The organism is Cupriavidus sp. USMAHM13 (assembly GCF_001854285.1).
GTDB classification, from domain to species: domain Bacteria; phylum Pseudomonadota; class Gammaproteobacteria; order Burkholderiales; family Burkholderiaceae; genus Cupriavidus; species Cupriavidus malaysiensis.
In genome coordinates this window covers 1,511,927-1,527,986 of record NZ_CP017752.1, presented here as the reverse complement: position 1 = coordinate 1,527,986, position 16,060 = coordinate 1,511,927, and the positions used below count along the sequence as shown (strand labels likewise).

Here is a 16,060-nt window from a genome sequence, read left to right as displayed (position 1 = left end):
GTATATTAGCAGCACAGCGCCTCCGGCGCCACAGCATCCGCGCGCCCCGCCCTTCCTCATCACCGGTGGCGCTTGCGTCGCGGCACCGTTCCGCGCTAAAGTCGCGGCCGATTGCATGCAATTTTGTATGCAAAATATGAACACAAAATAATCGAGGAGACAGTCACCATGGAGCTTGCCCAGCAAGTCTTTCCCAATCTGCTCAACGGGCTCGAGTGGTCCGGCTGCGCGCTGGCCATGAGCGGTTCGCTGCTGGTCGCGCTGCACAACAAGGCCTCGCGCTGGGGCTGGATCTCCTATCTGTGTTCCAACCTGGTCTGGAGCGCCTTCGCACTGGTCACCGGCACCTACGGGCTGTTCGTCCAGCAGCTCGGCTTCACCGCCACCAGCCTGTACGGCTTGTACCGTCACACGCAGTACCACCGCGACCTGGACGCCGGCAAGCAGCCGGCATGATCCGGCGCGGGCCGGCGCAGGCCACCTTGGCCGGCCAGCCGGTCAGCAGCCGGTCAGCCGGCCAGGCCGCGCGCCAGCACCACCAGCTGGAGCGCCGCGAAGCCGCCCAGCACCAGCGCCGAACCGCGCCGGATCCAGCGCATCCGGGCCGGGCTGACCGCGTGGCGCAGCCGCGCCACGCACGCCACCAGCACCAGCCACCAGGCCGCCGAGCCGGCGAACACCCCGGCCACCATCCACGCGGGCGAGGCTGCACCGACGGCGGCGGCCAGCGTCGAGAAGATGGCCACGAAGGAAAGGATGGTGGCCGGATTGGCCAGCGTCAGCGCGAAGGTGGCCGCAAAAATCCCCAGGGGCCGCCCACGCCCCGGCCGCGCCACCGCACCGCCCGCGCCGGCGCCTCCTCGCCAGGTTCCCCACGCCAGCCATAGCAGGAACAGGGCGCCGCCCAGGCCCAGCGCCACGCGCGCGCCGGACAGCAGCGCGATCAGCGCGCTCACGCCCCAGGCCCCCAGCGCGCCATAGAGCGCATCCGCACTGGCCGCGCCAAGGCCGGCCGCCAGGCCGGCCCGCGGCCCCTGCTCCAAGGTCCGCTGGATGCAGAGCAGGCCGATCGGGCCGACCGGCGCGGCGATCGACAGGCCGATCAGCGCGGCCTTGGCAAACAATATCGGGTTCGTCATGTCCATGCGGCCAGTCTAGCGAACGCCACTTTCAACATGAATCGCCATTTTTAGGCAAAACTACGGTTTGGCCTGAATTTTTTCCGGCGATCCGCCATGAAGCCGAAACAGCCCGAAATCGATGACAAGTCCTGGCGCCTGCTGGGCGTCCTGCAGGCCGACGCGCGCTGCCCGTTGAAAACCGCCGCGGCGGCCGCCGGCCTGTCGATCCCGGCGGCGGCCGAGCGCGTGCGCAAGCTCGAGGAGGCCGGCATCATCCGCGGCTACCACGCCGACATCTCGCCTGCCGCTGCCGGCTACGGCATCCAGGCGGTGATCGGCATCACAGCTCCGCAACCCCAAAAGCGCAAGCTGCTCGACCTGCTCGGCCGCTCGCCGCAAGTGCTCGAATGCCTGCACGTCACGGGGGCCGACTCCTACCTGCTGCGCGTGGTGGCGGCCGACATCGCCGAATTGGAACAATTCATCGGCACTATCAACGGCTATGGCGAGACACGCACTTCGATCGTCATGTCGGAGCCGCTGCCCCGGCGCGGCCTGCAAAGGCCCTGACCGTGCCATGGCGGCGACCCTGCCCGGGAGCGGGCGGGCACGCGGCCCGACCGCACGCGCCCCGCACTCCCGGACCTCCGCGCTGAGCGGGACCAGGATTGCGGCACTGCCGCCTTGCGCGCCGCCGCCACGCCCACCGCCGGCCGGCGCGGCGAAGGAACGGCCCTGCCGCCTCCCGCGCGGAAGCGGTGCATCACCACGTCCCCGGACGCATCCGTGGCGGCGGCAGCCGCGCGGCCCGGCGCCCGGCCGGTAGTTTCCGCAGTCCACTCCGAACCGAGGAACGGTCCATGAACGCCCAAGCCGCGAACATCATCTCCCTGCGCAAGCCCGCCCCGGCGCGCGACACCCCCCCTCTGCCGGAGTGGATCCAGGCACGCATGCGACGGCATTTCGACGACCGGCTGGGCCGGCTCTGGGGTGGCGACCACCTGCTGCACGGCCGCGTGCCCGGCGCCGACGCCCTCTACCTGAACAGCAACGACTATCTCTGCCTGCTCGGCGAGCGGACGCTGGTGCGGGCCCAGGCGCGCACGCTGCTGCGCGGCGAGCGCGAACTGCTGATGTCGACCGTGTTCCAGCACGGCGACACGCCGCAACGCCGCGCCGAACGTCGCCTGGCAGCGCTGATGCAGGCCGAGGACGGACTGATCGCCCAGTCCGGCTGGGCCGCCAACGTCGGCCTGGTGCAGTGCATCGCCGGCCCGGGCATCCCGGTCTACATCGATATGAATGGCCATGCCTCGCTATGGGAAGGCATCACCGCGGCCGGTGCCCAGGCGGTGCCGATCCGCCACAATGACGTCGACCACCTGCGGCGCCAGGTGGAACGCCTGGGACCGGGCGTGATCCTGGCCGACTCCGTGTACAGCACCACCGGCGCCGTCGCGCCGCTGGCCGGGCTGGCCGATGTCGCCCAGGCCAGCGGATCGGTGCTGGTGGTGGACGAATCACACTCGCTCGGCACGCACGGACCGGGCGGCGCGGGCCTGGTGGCCGCGCTCGGACTGGGCGCGCGGGTGCATTTCCGTACCGCCTCGCTGGCCAAGGCCTTCGGCGGACGGGCCGGCTTCATCGCCTGCTCGCCGCAGTTCAAGGACTTCTTCGCGGTCGAGGCGCGGCCGGCCATCTTCAGCTCCGGCCTGCTGCGGCACGAGATCGCCTGGTTCGAAGCCGCCGCCGACTTCATCGCCGCCGCCGACGAGCGGCGCGCCCGCCTGCACGCGATCACGCGCAGCACGCGCGACGCCATCGCCGCGCTCGGCTACAACATCAGCGACGGCAGCGAACAGATCATCGGGCTCGAGGCCGGCTCGGAACCCCAGGTCATGCTGCTGCGCGACGCGCTGCAGGCCCGCGGTATTTTCGGCTCGGTCTTCTGCGCTCCCGCAACCCCCAGGAATCGGGCATTGATGCGCCTTACCCTGCATGCCAAACTGACGGCCGCGGAAATCGAGCGCCTGCTCGGTGTGCTGGCCGAGATCCGCGACGAGGTGCGGCTCGACCAATGGTCGTCGACGCGGCGCGCCCGCCGCGCCGTGCCGGGCATGCCTGGCACGCAGCCGCCGGCGCAATCGCTCGCTGCCTGACGGCGCGGGCGGCCGTGCCGGCCGGCGCGCGGTCATGCGGTCATGCGGCACAACCAAGATCGTCATAGAACGGTCACTGTACGGTCACAATGTGACAAGGCAGCAAGACGGAACGATGCGCTGCCATACGGGAAAATCGGCACACAGGATGAACAAGACGCATCAGCGCAAGCACAGCGGCGGGGCCTGGACCGGGCGCTTCGCGCGAGCCTGGCAGGCCGTGTTCGATACGGCCGCGCGCGCGGCGCTGCTCGACGAGGAGAGCGTGGCGCGGCTGCGCCGCATCCAGCTGGTGGGGATGCTGGGTGTCGTCGGCCATCCGCTCTACTACTGGATCTGGAGCCATGTCTTCCCGCAGCGCTACGAAAACCTCGGGCTGCGGCTGCTGTGCACCGCCCTGTTCATTCCGCTGCTGTTCGCTTCGCGCCTGTCGCGGCACGGCTGGCTCTCGCCCTACGCCCTGTTCGCCATCACGGTCGGCCTGCCCTTCGCCTTCGTCTTCTTCTACCTGGAGAACGCCGGCGCGCTGGCCTGGGCGGAATCGGTGCTGATCGCGGTGGTGATCCTGTACCACTTCAGTACCGCCTTCGCCACCATCTCCCTGCTGAGCGGCACCGCCGCCGCGGTGGCGGTGTTCCTGCTGGGGGGCAACTCCATGGCCAGCATCCCATGGGACGCGGTGCTGCTGCAGCTGCCCATCCTGGCCTTCGTGATCGCCGTGCTGTTCGTCATCAAGATCGACCGCCAGGTGCTGGTCGAGCAGAAGCAGCGCGGCATGGCGGCGGCACTGGCCACGGTGGCGCACGAGCTGCGCACGCCGCTGACCAGCCTGGCCATGACGGTCGACGGCATCCGCGCGCGGCTGCCGCGCGTCCTGCCCGCCACCGACCCGCAGCTGCCGGTCCTGCTGGAGGCGGCCGAGCGCATGCGCGCCGACCTCGCCCACGTGCACAACAGCATCGAGCTGCTGGTGGCCAATTCCAAGGACCCGCTCGCCGCCACCAAGGCCCTGTTCGACCCGGGCACGGCGATCCACGAGGCCATCGCGCGCTTTCCCTTCGAGCCGGGCCACGCCCGCCTGGTCCGCATCGAGGGCTGCGAGCCCATGCAGGTACTGGGCAATGCGCAGCTGTTCGAACTGGTCATCACCAACCTGACCAAGAACGCGCTCGAAGCCATCCGGCGCGCCGGCAAGGGCGAGATCCACGTGCGCTGCGCCATCACCGGCGACAGCATCGAAGTGGTGTTCCGCGACACCGCCACGGGCGTGCCGCCGCACGTGCTCAAGCAGATGTTCCAGCCCTTCTTCTCCTACCCGGCCCACCGCGGCACCGGCATCGGCCTGGCCTTCTGCCGCAACGTGCTGCGCAGCTGGGGCGCGTCCATCTCCTGCGACTCGGTGGAGCACGAGTACACCGAGTTCCGCATCCGCTTTCCGCGCCCGGAGCTGCGCGCCGAACTGCTGGTCGGCCTGCACCATTGAGGCGCCGGCACCTTGGCATGGCGGGTGCCGCCGCGCCAGCGCGCGCGGCGGCACCGGGCACGCCTCAGGCCGTGCCGCGCCGGTGCGTGCCGCCGCCGACGCTCTGCCCGGCATCGGGCGCCATGCGCCAGTAGCCCCACATCGACACCAGTGTCAGCACGCCGGCGAAGAGGAAGGCCAGGCGGAAGTCGGCCAGCGTGAAGGCGCGCCCCGCCTCCTCGCCGTGGATCAGCGCCGCCGCGCGCAGCGACACCGCGCCATAGGCGATGCCCAGCCCGATCGTCATCTGCGCCGCCGCGCTCCACAAGGTGCTGGCGGCGCTGGTCTGCGCCGGCGGCACGTCGGCATAGGCCAGCGTGGCCAGCGTCGAGAACTGCATCGAGCGCGCCACGCCGTAGACGAAGACCACGATCAGCACCCAGGCCAGCGGCGTCTGCGGCGTCAGCATGCCGCAGGCGATGGTGAAGACACCGGCCACCGCCACGTCGACGATCGAGACCAGGCGGAAGCCCCAGCGCCGCAGGATGCGCGTGGTCAGTGCCTTCATGCCCAGGTTGCCGAGCGCGCTGGCCAGCAGCAGCAGGCCCGACTGGAAGGCCGACAGGCCGAAGCCGATCTGGAACAGCAGCGGCATCAGGTAGGGCACCGCGCCGATGCCGATGCGCGTCAGCGAGCCGGTCACCACCGTCACCGAGAAGGTGGGGATCTTCAAGGTGGAGACGTCGATGAGCGGATGCGGATGGCGCGCCGCGTGGCGATAGGCGACCCAGCCCAGCAGCAGGCCGCCCAGCACGCAGCCGGCCGCCACCCACACGCCGGCACCCGGCTGGCTGGCCAGCTCGGCACCGTACAGCACCGCGGTCAGCGCTGCGCCGCTGAGCACCAGCCCGGCCACGTCGAGCGGGCGGCGCTCGCTGCCGCGCAGGTTGGGCACCAGCATGGCCACCGCCACCAGCACCGCCAGGCCGAACGGCACGTTGAGCAGGAAGATCCAGCGCCACGACGCGTAGGTGGTGATGAAACCGCCCACCGGCGGCCCCACCACCGGCGCCACGATAGCCGGCCAGGTGATGGTGGAGATGGCGCGCATCAGGCCGCTCTTGTCGGTGCTGCGCACCACGATCATCCGCCCCACCGGCACCATCATCGCCCCGCCCAGGCCCTGCAGCACGCGCGCCGCGGTGAACTGCACCACGTCCTGCGACAGCCCGCACAGCACCGAGGCCACGGTGAAGATCACCACGGCGCTGAAGAACACGGTGCGCGAACCGCAGCGGTCGGCCACCCAGCCGCTGGCCGGGATGAAGGTGGCCAGCGCCAGCATGTAGGCGGTCATGCCCAGGCTGAGGCTGTTGGGGCCGACGCCGAAGGAGTGCGCCATCTGCGGCAGCGCGGTGGCGATCACCGTGGTGTCGAGGTACTCCATGAAGAAGGTGGCCGCCACGATATAGGGCAGCCAGCCGCTGACGGCGCCGCCGCGCCCTGCGCTCCTCTCAGCCATGCCCGCTCTCCCGCGCCGGGTGCCGCGCCGGTTGCCGCGCCTGATGCCGGGCGCCGCGCGCCGTCATGCGCCGCCCTCTGCGTAGAGGCGGTCGAGGCGGTCGTACAGCGGCTTGTCGACCAGGCGCTGGCGCTCGCCGAAGGGGATCACCAGCGCAGGATCCTCGTCCAGGCGGCCCTGCGCGGCGAGCTGGCCGAGCGCGCGCTGCATGCCCAGCACCGCGCCCTGCAGCGCCGCGTTGGCGTACAGCACGATGCCGTAGCCCAGCTTGGCCAGCGCCTCGCGCGACTGCACCGGTGTCTTGCCGCCGATGACGATATTGATCAGCTGCGGCGCGGTGAACAGCCCCGGCAGGCGTTCGATGTCGGCCAGCGACTCGGTGGCCTCGATGAACAGGATGTCCGCGCCCGCCTCCAGGAAGCGGTGGCCGCGCTCGATGGCGTCCTCGATGCCGTGCACCGCGGCGGCGTCGGTGCGCGCGATGATCTGCAGGTTGGCATCCTCGCGCGCGTCGACCGCGGCGCGGATCTTGCCGACCATCTCGCCGGCGCCGATCACCTCCTTGCCGGCGAAGTGGCCGCACTTCTTCGGCATCACCTGGTCCTCGAACTGGATCGCGTCGGCGCCGCTGCGCTCCAGCGTGCGCACCGTGTGGCGCACGTTGAGCGCGTTGCCGAAACCGGTGTCGGCATCGACGATCAGCGGCAGCGCGACCGCGTCGCGCACGCGCGCGGTGTGCTCGGCGATCTCCGCCAGGCCGATGAAGCCGAGGTCGGGCAGGCCGAGCGACATATTGGTGACACCGGCGCCGGTCAGGTAGAGCGCCTCGAAGCCGGCGTCGGCGATCACGCGCGCACTGAGCGCATTGAAGGCGCCGGGCACCAGCAGGCCACGGCGCTCGGCGACCTTGGCGCGGAAAGCGGCACGGCGTTGGGCGGAAGACGAAGACATGATGGAAATTCCTGTGGAGGGAAGAAGCCCGCGTTTTGCGAGAATCGTGCCAGTCGGCCCGGCCACGCGCCGCGGCCCCCGGCGGGCCAGTCAAATCAAGGACTTGCGCGCCGTGCGGGCGGCGTACGCGCAACGGCGCCTCATGGCAGAATGTTCCACCGTTTCATGAAACGCAAGTTGGAACGTTCCAAGCTGGAACACTCCAGCTCCCCACCCCTTTCCAGCGACCGCCCGCATGGACTCCGACCTGCCCCGCCACGCCGCCTCCCCGTCCACCGCCACGCCCCCGGGCGACCGCCCCGGCGTCGCGCTGGTCAGCATCAGCCGCCTGCAGACCCTGTGCGAAAGCGTGGCGCCGCGCTACGCGGACCGCGCCCGCTTCCTCTCCGTGCGCGCCGGCTACGGCGCCGCGGTGGCGGCATTGCAGGCGCACGTGGAAGCCGGCAGCGTCGACGTGGTGCTGGCCGCCGGCTCCAACGGCGCCTACCTGCGCGACAACCTCAACGTGCCGGTGGTGATGGTCAAGGTCAACGGCTTCGACGTGCTGCGCGCCATCACCCAGGCGGTGGCCGCCTGGCCCGGCGCCGACATCGGCCTGGTGCTGCACGAATCCATCTCCAAGGAGCTGGCCGCGCTCGGCGCCTGGCTCAACGTCGGCCTCCGGCAGCGCGCCTACCGCTCCATCGACGAGGTGCGCACCGCGGTGGACGCACTGGCCGCCGAGGGCTGCAGCGTCATCATCGGCCCCGGCATGGCCTGCGACTTCGCCCAGCAGGCCGGCCTGGAAAGCGTCTTCCTCTATTCGCTGGGGGCGGTGGAAGAGGCGTTCGAGCGCTCGGTGGAGCTGGCCCGCGTGAGCCGGCAGAAGGAGTCCAAGCGGGTGCGCCTGAACACCATCGTGGCCCACCTGCGCGATGGCGTGGCCGCCTTCGACGGCAACGGCCAGCTCGAGGCCGTCAACCCCGCCATGCTGGAACTGCTGGGCCTGGCGCGCGAAGCCGAGGTACCGGCACGGCTCGCACAGGTGGCCGGCTCGCTGCTGCGCGAGGCCGGCGAACAGGGCACGGCCATCGTCGAGCGCATCGAACAGATCGACGGGCGCGCGCTGATCGTCAATTGCATGCCCATCGTGGAACACGGACAGCGCGCCGGCTCGGTGGTGACCGCGCAGGATGCGCTGGTGGCGCAGCGTGTCGACCGTTCCTTGCGCACCAGCCAGCGCCCCAAGCACCTGGTGGCGCGCCACGGGCTCGACGACCTGGCGGGCGCGTCGCCGGCGCTGGAGCGGGTGCGGCGGCTGGCGCGCGCTGCCGCCGCGCACGACGCCACCGTGCTGCTCAGCGGCGAGAGCGGCACTGGCAAGGAACTGGTGGCCCAGGGCATCCACAACGCCAGCCGCCGGCGCGGCAATCCCTTCGTCGCCTTCAACTGCGCGGCGCTGCCCGAAGGACTGATCGAAAGCGAACTGTTCGGCCACGAGGAAGGCGCTTTCACCGGCGCGCGGCGCGGCGGCAAGCCGGGGCTGTTCGAGATCGCCCACACCGGCACCATCTTCCTCGACGAGATCGGCGAAATGCCCGCCGCGCTGCAAAGCCGCCTGCTGCGCGTGCTGCAGGAGCGCGAGGTGATGAAACTGGGCTCGGGCCGCGCCACCCCCATCGACGTGCGCGTGATCGCCGCCACCCACCGCGACCTGCACGCGCTGGTGGCCCAGGGCAGCTTCCGCGCCGACCTGTACTTCCGTCTCAACCTGCTGCCGATCCGGCTGCCGGCACTGCGCGAGCGCCGCGAGGACCTGCCGCTGCTGGCGCACCACCTGCTGGCGCGCGCCGCCTCGCAGTACGGCCTGGCACGCGAAGGCAGGCAGCGCGTGCTGGACTTCCTCGCCCCGCTGTTCGACGGCTACGACTGGCCCGGCAACGTGCGCGAACTGGAGAACCTGCTGGCGCGCGCGGCCATCTACCTGCACGCCCCCGGCGCCGCGCTGGACGAGGAGGCACGCGAGGCCTTCCCGGAATTCGGGCGCATGACCGGGCAGGCGGCGAGCGAAAGCGGCGCGGCAAGCCCGCCCGCCCCCGAGGCACGCGCGCCCGTCACGCGCGAAGCGGTGCTGCAGGCGCTGGCGCGCCACGGCGGCAACCGCGCCGCCGCCAGCCGCGAGCTGGGCATCGGGCGCACCACGCTGTGGCGGCTGATGAAGGGATAGCCGCGCTGCCGGGCCGGGATGGACCGGGCGCGCGCGCCGAACAGCGCGTTCAGAAGATGGTTGAACATGGTGATTACCTGTGCTGAGCCGGCGTACTCCGGACCGGGGCCGGGGCCTGGACCTGCGCCGCCTTCGCCACGAAGATCCGCTCGGGAACCCGCGGGTTGCGCAGCTCCAGCGCCTCCAGTGGCCCGCGCCCGACCGCTGCGCGCAGCTCGAAGCGGATCGGATAGACCATGTGGGCCGGAGCCGCGAGCCGCCCGGCGCGTCGCATCGCTCGCCTTACAACACTTTCTGGAACACCTGCTGCCCTCATCTGTCGGGCGGCCTCATTAAACTCTGTCCGCACATCCGTATTGAAGCCGTTTTGATTTCGGAATACCCGCTGCATGCCAGAAATTTGAGCGTGGACGGAGCCCGAAGTGCTCGGCAGCAAAACCGCCGGTGCAGTTCCCGAACTATAGGTCCCGTTAGGGAACACCTGCTACTTTGCCCATTCCTGCTGAATTGGATGATGCGACTGCACAAGCCCGTCGGCAACCGTATTTGTGTTACCCGGTGCCCGATTCGCTTTGGGGACTAAGGTTGCCGTGTTGATCTGCATCATTCATACGATAGCCACCTGGCCGCCGGCATACCAAACCAAGCGGGTCAATCCAGCCTATCGGATTGGGTGCGTATTGATACGCGTTCAAGCCACCTTGCAGCCCGATCGGGTCCTTGCTGATGAATCTCCCCGTGCCTGGATCATAGTACCGATGCCGGCTGTAGACGAACGAGGGGCCGCTGACGCGGCCATCTCATTCATTTAAAGGCAATCCGAAACCAACTTAACCAAATCAGGGAAGAACGCGTCAAGCGCCATGCACAAATACTCTGGATCTCCATCGAATTTAAAGATATCTCCAGAAATCACTTTTCCCTCTTGATCCGTCAGATCGGCAGTTACCCTGTATTTATCACCCACACCTGTCAGATCAAGTGTTAGATCGATCTCCTTTGGGTAGAAGCTTACGTATGCCGTACCGCCGAGAGAGTTTCGGTAAAATCCTGAATTAGATGACTCAATATTAACCTTCCTTTCAATGACATATTTTACCCTTGCTACATATTCTGACAAATAGGATTGGATATCGGTCGCCATCACTTTTTCCCCCGACCAGTAACTGCTCCCAATATACCTTACGTCAGAGAGTGCGTCGAGCCGCCTTCTCTGGACTTCACCCATTCTGTTAATTTGGAATCGGTCGGATCGTTTATCGGTCGAATGGTCACGTGACCATTCGGCTTATCATGTGTCGCTTGAAGCCCGCACGAACAAAGCTTGCCGACATCCAGCTCAACATATTTCCCGCTGTCCAATCCCGCTTCCGAAGTGGCTGCCGACAAGCCCGGCTCTTTCCCATCGATTCGGGTCGTGTCTTTTCCTAAGCGCGGAGTCAAGCTATCGGGGGTCCCCGATGCATTTCTAAAGACAGTTCCGCTAGTTATAACCTTAGATTCAAAACCGGATAACCCAAGCGGATCAACCCACCCTGTTGGATTGGGTACGTATTGATAGACGTTGATCCCACCGGCAAGCCCGATCGGGTCCTTACTGACGAACCGGCCGGAGTATAGGTCATAGTACCGATACCGATTGTAATGCAGCCCCGTCTACTTGCCGCTACGGCCACCTTTCAGTTTTCGCAATCGCTTGGGGCGATGCACCCGCATTCGTCGTCGTAGCGGTATCCCGCGGCGAATGACACGTCGTTGAGCCTTGTGTGACAAGGCATCTCAACATCGAGCGACAGTTGACCAGAACAGATCGGATAGCAAATCGTACACACATCAAACTCTTTGGCTTCAAACCCAGTGAGCACAAATTTTTATAACGATAGCTTCGAACTCGGTTACTTCCATCTACGATCCCAATCGCTCTTTCGCAGCCTCTGCCACCGACTCATCCTGATCAACGGCAAGACGAGCCAATATATCCCCCGGAACTTTCGGATTAAGAGCAATTCTCCTCCGAACAGCCGATTCAGGATCCAGCGACAACCTTTCAAATATGTCTCGGCTTATCCTTCTTTTCATTGCGACGTCACACCGAATCATCCAATCGCTGCTTTCCGACAAACGATCCAAAACACTCATGGAAATCGTATTATTAAAGGCTACGCTCCGCGAAAGCTCCGGATATTTCTCCAAGACCGAAAACCACACATTATCAGATGCCTCCCATTGAATTTTTGAAAACTCGGCATCATCATCACTTTCTGCATATCTCTTGAATTCTTCTGCTGTTTGAATTTTCATCATCATTCACCCTTGGCATCTCGGCACTCCATGTCCTTCATCGACATTACTTTTCCCGTCTCGCCTTTGTGCTTCTGCCCCTGGAACCGGATCGGATTGCGCAACTCGACACGGCCATCCGATGCCTTGCGTAGCGCCTCTTTCACCACGCCCCACGCACGGTACTCCGCACTCCACGCAATCTCGCTGTGCTCGTCCGTCAGTTCCTGCGGCGTGCCCAGGTGGTCGCACTGATACCAGGCCAAGCTGTCGACAGCCGGCGCGGGCGGCGGGGGGCCCCACAGCGGGTCTTCATCTTGCCGGTAGTAGTCGCCGTACTCCGGTTGGTCGAGCAGTTCGATGGCGTCCTGCCGCACCGCCTGCGCCACCGGCACAAAGCTGCCCGGCTCGTACACGTAGTGCGTGGTGCGCGCGCCAAAGCCATCCTCGTCGGCGATCTTGCTTTCCCATGCGAGTGTGTCGCCGTCCCAGCCATACAGCGTGAAGCCGCATTGCAGCTCGCGGTTGCGCTTCACCCGTTCGCTACGGTTCCAGTGCGGCCCTGCCTCGCGATGTTCTTCGTAGTGGGCCTGGCTGTACTTCGTCAGGCGCCGGCCGAGGGCGTCGTAGCTGTAGTCCGCCTGCAGACGCTCGTCTTCGTAGTGCGTGAGCCGGTCGAACGGGTCCAGGTGAAACGACTTTCCTGTCCGTTCTTCCAGCGTTTTGTCTGGTTGCCCCGCGCGTCGTACTGGTAGTGGGTGCCGGCGTATTGCTTGAGCAGGTTGTCCAGCGCCTTGATGCGCGGCATGCGCTGGCGCTCGGCTTCGCGCTGCTCGGCCGGGTCGATCAGGTTGCTCGCCGGGTCGAACGCGAAGGTTTCGTGGCCAAGTCTGCTCTGTGCTTCGAGCAGCCGGCCCACCGGATCGTAGCGGTAGGCCAGTTGGCCCCGCCGCGTGTCGTTGATGTCGGTGAGCTGGCCGCTGGCGTCGTAGCGGTAGCGGCGCACCAGGAGGCGATTGCCGCCCACAGTCTGGCCAGTGGTCTGCGCGGCCGGCCCCACGGGCGTGAGCGTGTCGCGTGCCAGCACCTGCTCGCTCAACCGCCCCATGGCATCCCACTGCTGGGTTTGCAGCAGGCGGTTACCTTGCAGGCGCGCCACCTCGCGGTGCAAATCGTCGCGCTCGTAGCTGACCAGTTCGCGCTCGTCCAGTTGCAGGGCCAGCAGGTGGCCGCTGCCGTAGGTGAGCCAGCTTACCCGGTGCCCGTCCGGGCGCACGGTGGCGGTGCGCTGGTTGAGCGCGTCGTATTCGTGCTGCCACACGCCGACCAGCGGCTTGCCGAGGCAGGTGTAGTGCTGGTGCTCGCACACCAGGTTGCCGGCCGGGTCGTGGAACCATTGCAGGCGGCTGTCGGCGTTGGTCGCCAGCGCGAGGTTGCCGTTGAGGTCGTAGGCGAACTGCTCGCGTTGCCAGTCCTGCTCGCGCGGCGGTGTCTCGCCGGTTTGCAGCGCCGCGCGCCGCTCGGCAAGGCGCCCCATCGCGTCGAAGGTGTATGCAGTGATGCGCTGCCCGTCGATCGCGCGTGCCAGCTTGCCAGTTGCTTCTTCGTACTCGTAGCGCGTGGTCGCGCCGTCGAAGCCGGTTTCGGCCAGCAGGCGGCCGACCGGGTCGTAGTGGAACTCGGCATCGCGGCCGTTTTCGTTGCGCAGCGCGGTGAGCTGGCCGAGCTTGTCCCACTGGTAGCGCAGGCGCTGGCCGGCCGCATCGACGCGGCCGGCCAGCAGCCCGGCCTCGGTGTAGTTCCATTCAGTGCGCCGCCCCAGCGCGTCGACGTGGGCCAGCAGGCGCCCTTCGGCGTCGCGTTCGAAGTGCCCTTCGCTGTTGTCCGGGTGGCCGATGGCGGCAAGCTGGCCCGCGTCGTAGCGGTAGCGGGTGACGTTGCCCGCCGCGTCGGTGAACTGCACAAGCTGGCCGCGTTCGTCGTAGGCCCAGGTACTGGCCTTGGTCGAGCAATCCACGTAGCGCGTGAGCTGGCGGTCTGCGGAGCTGGCCCCACGGACTTGAGCTTCTCGCGCGCCAATGGGCCAGTGGCTTCCTCGTACTGATAACGCCTAGTGGCGCACCATCAAAGTCGGTCGGTTGTTAAAGAGCGATCAGAAATACAAAATCACCCCACACTGCCCTGCGAACCGCTGGCGATCAGCCTGGCGCCGCAGGCGGTCTTCATGTTGTGCAGCGCCACCGGCACACCGCCAATGTCGTAGCTGCTGCCGCCCTCGGCGATGGGGAAAACGCCCTTGCACTTCGGGCAGCTCACCAGGTGCCCCAGGCCGGCGATCTTCCGGCCGTTGAGGTCGGTGTTGTCGAAGCCCTGCATGACCACGCCGCCGTGGTCCGTCATGTCGCCTTCGCAAACGATGTCTTGCATATCCACTCCCATTTGATTTTGCCGTGCCAAGGCAGCACGGCGTGGATTCAGGGCACTGGAAACCAGGCTGGCCCAGTGCCTCACTGGTAATGCTTGAACTGCTCGACCAATTGACGCACCGTATCATCGTTCAGCCGCATATGTCCCGAGGCGGAGAATTCATCGCCGTACAGCGACGCATACTCGATCTCGATAACGATGCTGTTGTCGGCGAGCAGTTTCATCATCTGTACGTGGCACGCCAGATCTGCCAGCCCCGACACCGTGAAAAGAGGTATCTCCTCGCCCGCCTTCACGACGCTGTCTTGAACCGGCCACCCCGTCCTGAAGCAGCCCGTTGCGCTCAACCCCAGGTCAGCACGGAACTGCGGCCAAATGCTGGGGCCCAGCCCGGTGTACCGCCTGCCGCCCACCGTGACCGTCATGCTCTTGATGATCGCCGGGCCGAGCCCCGCGTTCGACAAGTAGATACCGTGCTTCTGGCCCGTGTCGTCGAAGTACTGCGTCGTGATCGCATACGGGCGATACAGCAGCTTGTTGCCGGTATAGCTTTGGTGGGTAGCCCAAGCCGCCCATAGGCCTGCGCCGGCCGAAGCGACCGAGATCGCGGCTGCAAACCCCGCCGCAGGCAGGCGGTGGAAAATTCTCGTACGCACTGGTTTCTCCCATGGCGCTGCACCGATGCAACACAAACGGTTCGCCGGCATTCGCCCCGCCCGCGCCAGAGGTGGGCCAGCCCCCGCTCTCGGGACAACTATTCTTGAATTGCGAGCGAGTGCGAGTGACTGCATTGACGCCCGCACCACCCTCCTCTTTCACCAATTGTCGGTACGGTAAAGCCTCGTGTTGCAGTGGTTGCAGATGAAGATGCGGCGCGGATCATCGCTTCCCTTGAGGCCCCAGTTCCTGATGCTCATCGACTGACAGACGGCGCACCGAATGCCGCGCGGCGTCCTGCACTGCGGGTACTTGTGCAGGTACTGCGCCAGCGTCAGGGTACGCTCGGCGACCCGTCTGCTCTCGGTAAGTTGGTCGTATATCCTTCCACATAGCCATCGAAGGAACAGAAAGGCCAACGCCCAGAACACGAGATTGATGGCGACTAGTTTCAGAAACTCCACGGCGCTCTTCCTTCAGGCCTCCAAGCACGGAAGCAGGTTTGCTTCTGGCGCAACAGCACGCCTACCCGCTCCCGCTTGACCGAGCCTTTCCTCGTTACTCAAAGAGCTTGAGCATCTGTGGCGAAAACGTCGATGGATCCTCCTTTTCGATGGACAGTACGTACTGCTGGACAGTGATTCCCTTTGCCGATGGGGAAAACGCCCTTGCACTTCTGGCAGCTCACCAGGTGTCCCAGGCTGGCGATCCTCCGGTCGTTGAGGTCGGTGTTGGCAAAGCCCTGCATGACCACGCCGCTGTGATCGGTCATGCTGCCTTCGCAAACGATGTTCTTACATATCAGCCCCCGTTTCTCCTAATCCTGATCTCGGCTCGCGCTAGATGGAATCCTGCTTGGCCCACTTACCGGTGCTGTCGCGCCAAGCGTAAACCGCATCGATCTTCGGGCCACCGTCTTCCATGACGAGAGCGTAGCGTCGACGTGGAGTGATGTCCTTCTCATTCAGCGTTTCTACATATACGTTCTTACCAGAACGGATTTCGGTGTCTTCCAGTACCTGCTGTGCAAACACTGGGGGACGGCCAGTTCCCATTGTGTCAAGACGAGCCCTTGCCTTCGTAGCTAAAGCCGACGTGCTTAGATGTGCCGTGAATATTTTCAGAAGCCTATCTTTATTCTCGTGAATCATTTTCTCCCGATAATCGGCATCTTGCGGACGCTCTCTTTGCTGCGCACGCCTTTGTGCATCAAACGAAGTTTCCCACTCCAGCATGTCTGCAATAAATGCCTGCAATCGCTCAACTGGTGTCATT

The 16,060-nt window shown here is 66.2% G+C and carries 18 protein-coding genes and 3 pseudogenes; 5 read left to right on the top strand and 16 right to left on the bottom strand.

Going from position 1 to position 16,060, the window contains the following annotated elements; translation table 11 throughout:
- Positions 1 to 168: 168 nt before the first annotated feature.
- Complete coding sequence (locus tag BKK81_RS25110; protein WP_071018639.1) at positions 169 to 456, top strand: nicotinamide mononucleotide transporter; 288 nt, start codon at positions 169 to 171, stop codon at positions 454 to 456.
- Between the two features lie 53 nt (positions 457 to 509).
- Here the strand turns inward: BKK81_RS25110 and BKK81_RS25105 are convergent, their stop codons facing one another.
- Positions 510 to 1,145, bottom strand: a complete 636-nt coding sequence (locus BKK81_RS25105) for a LysE family transporter (RefSeq protein WP_197524054.1) — start codon at positions 1,143 to 1,145, stop codon at positions 510 to 512.
- 90 nt (positions 1,146 to 1,235) lie between these two features.
- On the opposite strand from BKK81_RS25105, the gene BKK81_RS25100 reads away from it, so the two are divergent.
- The 3 genes from BKK81_RS25100 to BKK81_RS25090 all read left to right on the top strand — a co-directional run bounded on the left by BKK81_RS25100 (position 1,236) and on the right by BKK81_RS25090 (position 4,763).
- A complete protein-coding gene (locus tag BKK81_RS25100) occupies positions 1,236 to 1,691 on the top strand; it encodes an Lrp/AsnC family transcriptional regulator (RefSeq protein ID WP_071018637.1) in 456 nt (151 codons plus the stop codon).
- A 290-nt stretch (positions 1,692 to 1,981) separates the two neighbouring features.
- Positions 1,982 to 3,280, top strand: a complete 1,299-nt coding sequence (gene cqsA / locus BKK81_RS25095; RefSeq protein WP_071018635.1) for an alpha-hydroxyketone-type quorum-sensing autoinducer synthase — start codon at positions 1,982 to 1,984, stop codon at positions 3,278 to 3,280.
- A gap of 148 nt (positions 3,281 to 3,428) precedes the next feature.
- Positions 3,429 to 4,763 carry a sensor histidine kinase gene (locus BKK81_RS25090; protein ID WP_071018633.1) on the top strand — a complete coding sequence of 445 codons (1,335 nt, stop codon included), beginning with the start codon at positions 3,429 to 3,431 and terminating at the stop codon, positions 4,761 to 4,763.
- Positions 4,764 to 4,827: 64 nt separating this feature from the next.
- Here the strand turns inward: BKK81_RS25090 and BKK81_RS25085 are convergent, their stop codons facing one another.
- A complete protein-coding gene (locus tag BKK81_RS25085; protein ID WP_071018632.1) occupies positions 4,828 to 6,264 on the bottom strand; it encodes an MFS transporter in 1,437 nt (478 codons plus the stop codon).
- Between the two features lie 63 nt (positions 6,265 to 6,327).
- Positions 6,328 to 7,215 carry an isocitrate lyase/PEP mutase family protein gene (locus BKK81_RS25080; RefSeq protein WP_071018630.1) on the bottom strand — a complete coding sequence of 296 codons (888 nt, stop codon included), beginning with the start codon at positions 7,213 to 7,215 and terminating at the stop codon, positions 6,328 to 6,330.
- 235 nt (positions 7,216 to 7,450) lie between these two features.
- Here BKK81_RS25080 and prpR point away from each other — a divergent pair, with 235 nt between their 5' ends.
- Positions 7,451 to 9,421 carry a propionate catabolism operon regulatory protein PrpR gene (gene prpR / locus BKK81_RS25075; RefSeq protein ID WP_071018628.1) on the top strand — a complete coding sequence of 657 codons (1,971 nt, stop codon included), beginning with the start codon at positions 7,451 to 7,453 and terminating at the stop codon, positions 9,419 to 9,421.
- A 73-nt stretch (positions 9,422 to 9,494) separates the two neighbouring features.
- Here the strand turns inward: prpR and BKK81_RS36555 are convergent, their stop codons facing one another.
- From BKK81_RS36555 to BKK81_RS34620, 13 genes and pseudogenes are all read right to left on the bottom strand, one after another.
- Positions 9,495 to 9,659 (bottom strand): hypothetical protein, encoded by a 165-nt coding sequence (locus BKK81_RS36555; protein WP_231908213.1) that lies wholly within the window; start codon positions 9,657 to 9,659, stop codon positions 9,495 to 9,497.
- Positions 9,660 to 9,695: 36 nt separating this feature from the next.
- Positions 9,696 to 9,902 (bottom strand): annotated as a pseudogene (locus BKK81_RS36790) (hypothetical protein); the annotation flags it as partial.
- Positions 9,903 to 10,056: 154 nt separating this feature from the next.
- Positions 10,057 to 10,191, bottom strand: a pseudogene (locus BKK81_RS37110) (RHS repeat-associated core domain-containing protein); the annotation flags it as partial.
- Between the two features lie 38 nt (positions 10,192 to 10,229).
- Entirely contained in the window at positions 10,230 to 10,565 is a 336-nt protein-coding gene (locus tag BKK81_RS35655; protein ID WP_156811443.1) for a hypothetical protein, read from the bottom strand.
- A gap of 365 nt (positions 10,566 to 10,930) precedes the next feature.
- Positions 10,931 to 11,077, bottom strand: a pseudogene (locus tag BKK81_RS37105) (RHS repeat-associated core domain-containing protein); the annotation flags it as partial.
- A 249-nt stretch (positions 11,078 to 11,326) separates the two neighbouring features.
- A complete protein-coding gene (locus BKK81_RS35645) occupies positions 11,327 to 11,728 on the bottom strand; it encodes a hypothetical protein (protein ID WP_156811442.1) in 402 nt (133 codons plus the stop codon).
- Positions 11,725 to 12,237: an RHS domain-containing protein gene (locus tag BKK81_RS36145; RefSeq protein ID WP_071018624.1), complete on the bottom strand. Its 513-nt coding sequence runs from the start codon at positions 12,235 to 12,237 to the stop codon at positions 11,725 to 11,727. The genes BKK81_RS35645 and BKK81_RS36145 overlap by 4 nt, the downstream gene beginning before the upstream one ends.
- Positions 12,238 to 12,305: 68 nt before the next feature.
- Positions 12,306 to 13,718 carry an RHS repeat protein gene (locus BKK81_RS25060; RefSeq protein WP_071018622.1) on the bottom strand — a complete coding sequence of 471 codons (1,413 nt, stop codon included), beginning with the start codon at positions 13,716 to 13,718 and terminating at the stop codon, positions 12,306 to 12,308.
- A 149-nt stretch (positions 13,719 to 13,867) separates the two neighbouring features.
- Positions 13,868 to 14,128: a PAAR domain-containing protein gene (locus BKK81_RS25055; protein WP_071022269.1), complete on the bottom strand. Its 261-nt coding sequence runs from the start codon at positions 14,126 to 14,128 to the stop codon at positions 13,868 to 13,870.
- Between the two features lie 80 nt (positions 14,129 to 14,208).
- Positions 14,209 to 14,784 (bottom strand): hypothetical protein, encoded by a 576-nt coding sequence (locus tag BKK81_RS25050; protein ID WP_071018621.1) that lies wholly within the window; start codon positions 14,782 to 14,784, stop codon positions 14,209 to 14,211.
- A 159-nt stretch (positions 14,785 to 14,943) separates the two neighbouring features.
- Positions 14,944 to 15,249, bottom strand: coding sequence for a hypothetical protein (locus BKK81_RS25045; RefSeq protein WP_071018619.1), 306 nt, complete (start codon positions 15,247 to 15,249; stop codon positions 14,944 to 14,946).
- Positions 15,250 to 15,347: 98 nt separating this feature from the next.
- The gene (locus tag BKK81_RS35640) at positions 15,348 to 15,557 is read right to left on the bottom strand and encodes a PAAR domain-containing protein (protein WP_156811441.1); all 210 of its coding nucleotides are present in this window, start codon (positions 15,555 to 15,557) and stop codon (positions 15,348 to 15,350) included.
- A 67-nt stretch (positions 15,558 to 15,624) separates the two neighbouring features.
- Positions 15,625 to 16,059 (bottom strand): hypothetical protein, encoded by a 435-nt coding sequence (locus tag BKK81_RS34620; protein ID WP_197524052.1) that lies wholly within the window; start codon positions 16,057 to 16,059, stop codon positions 15,625 to 15,627.
- Between the last annotated feature and the right edge of the window lies 1 nt (position 16,060).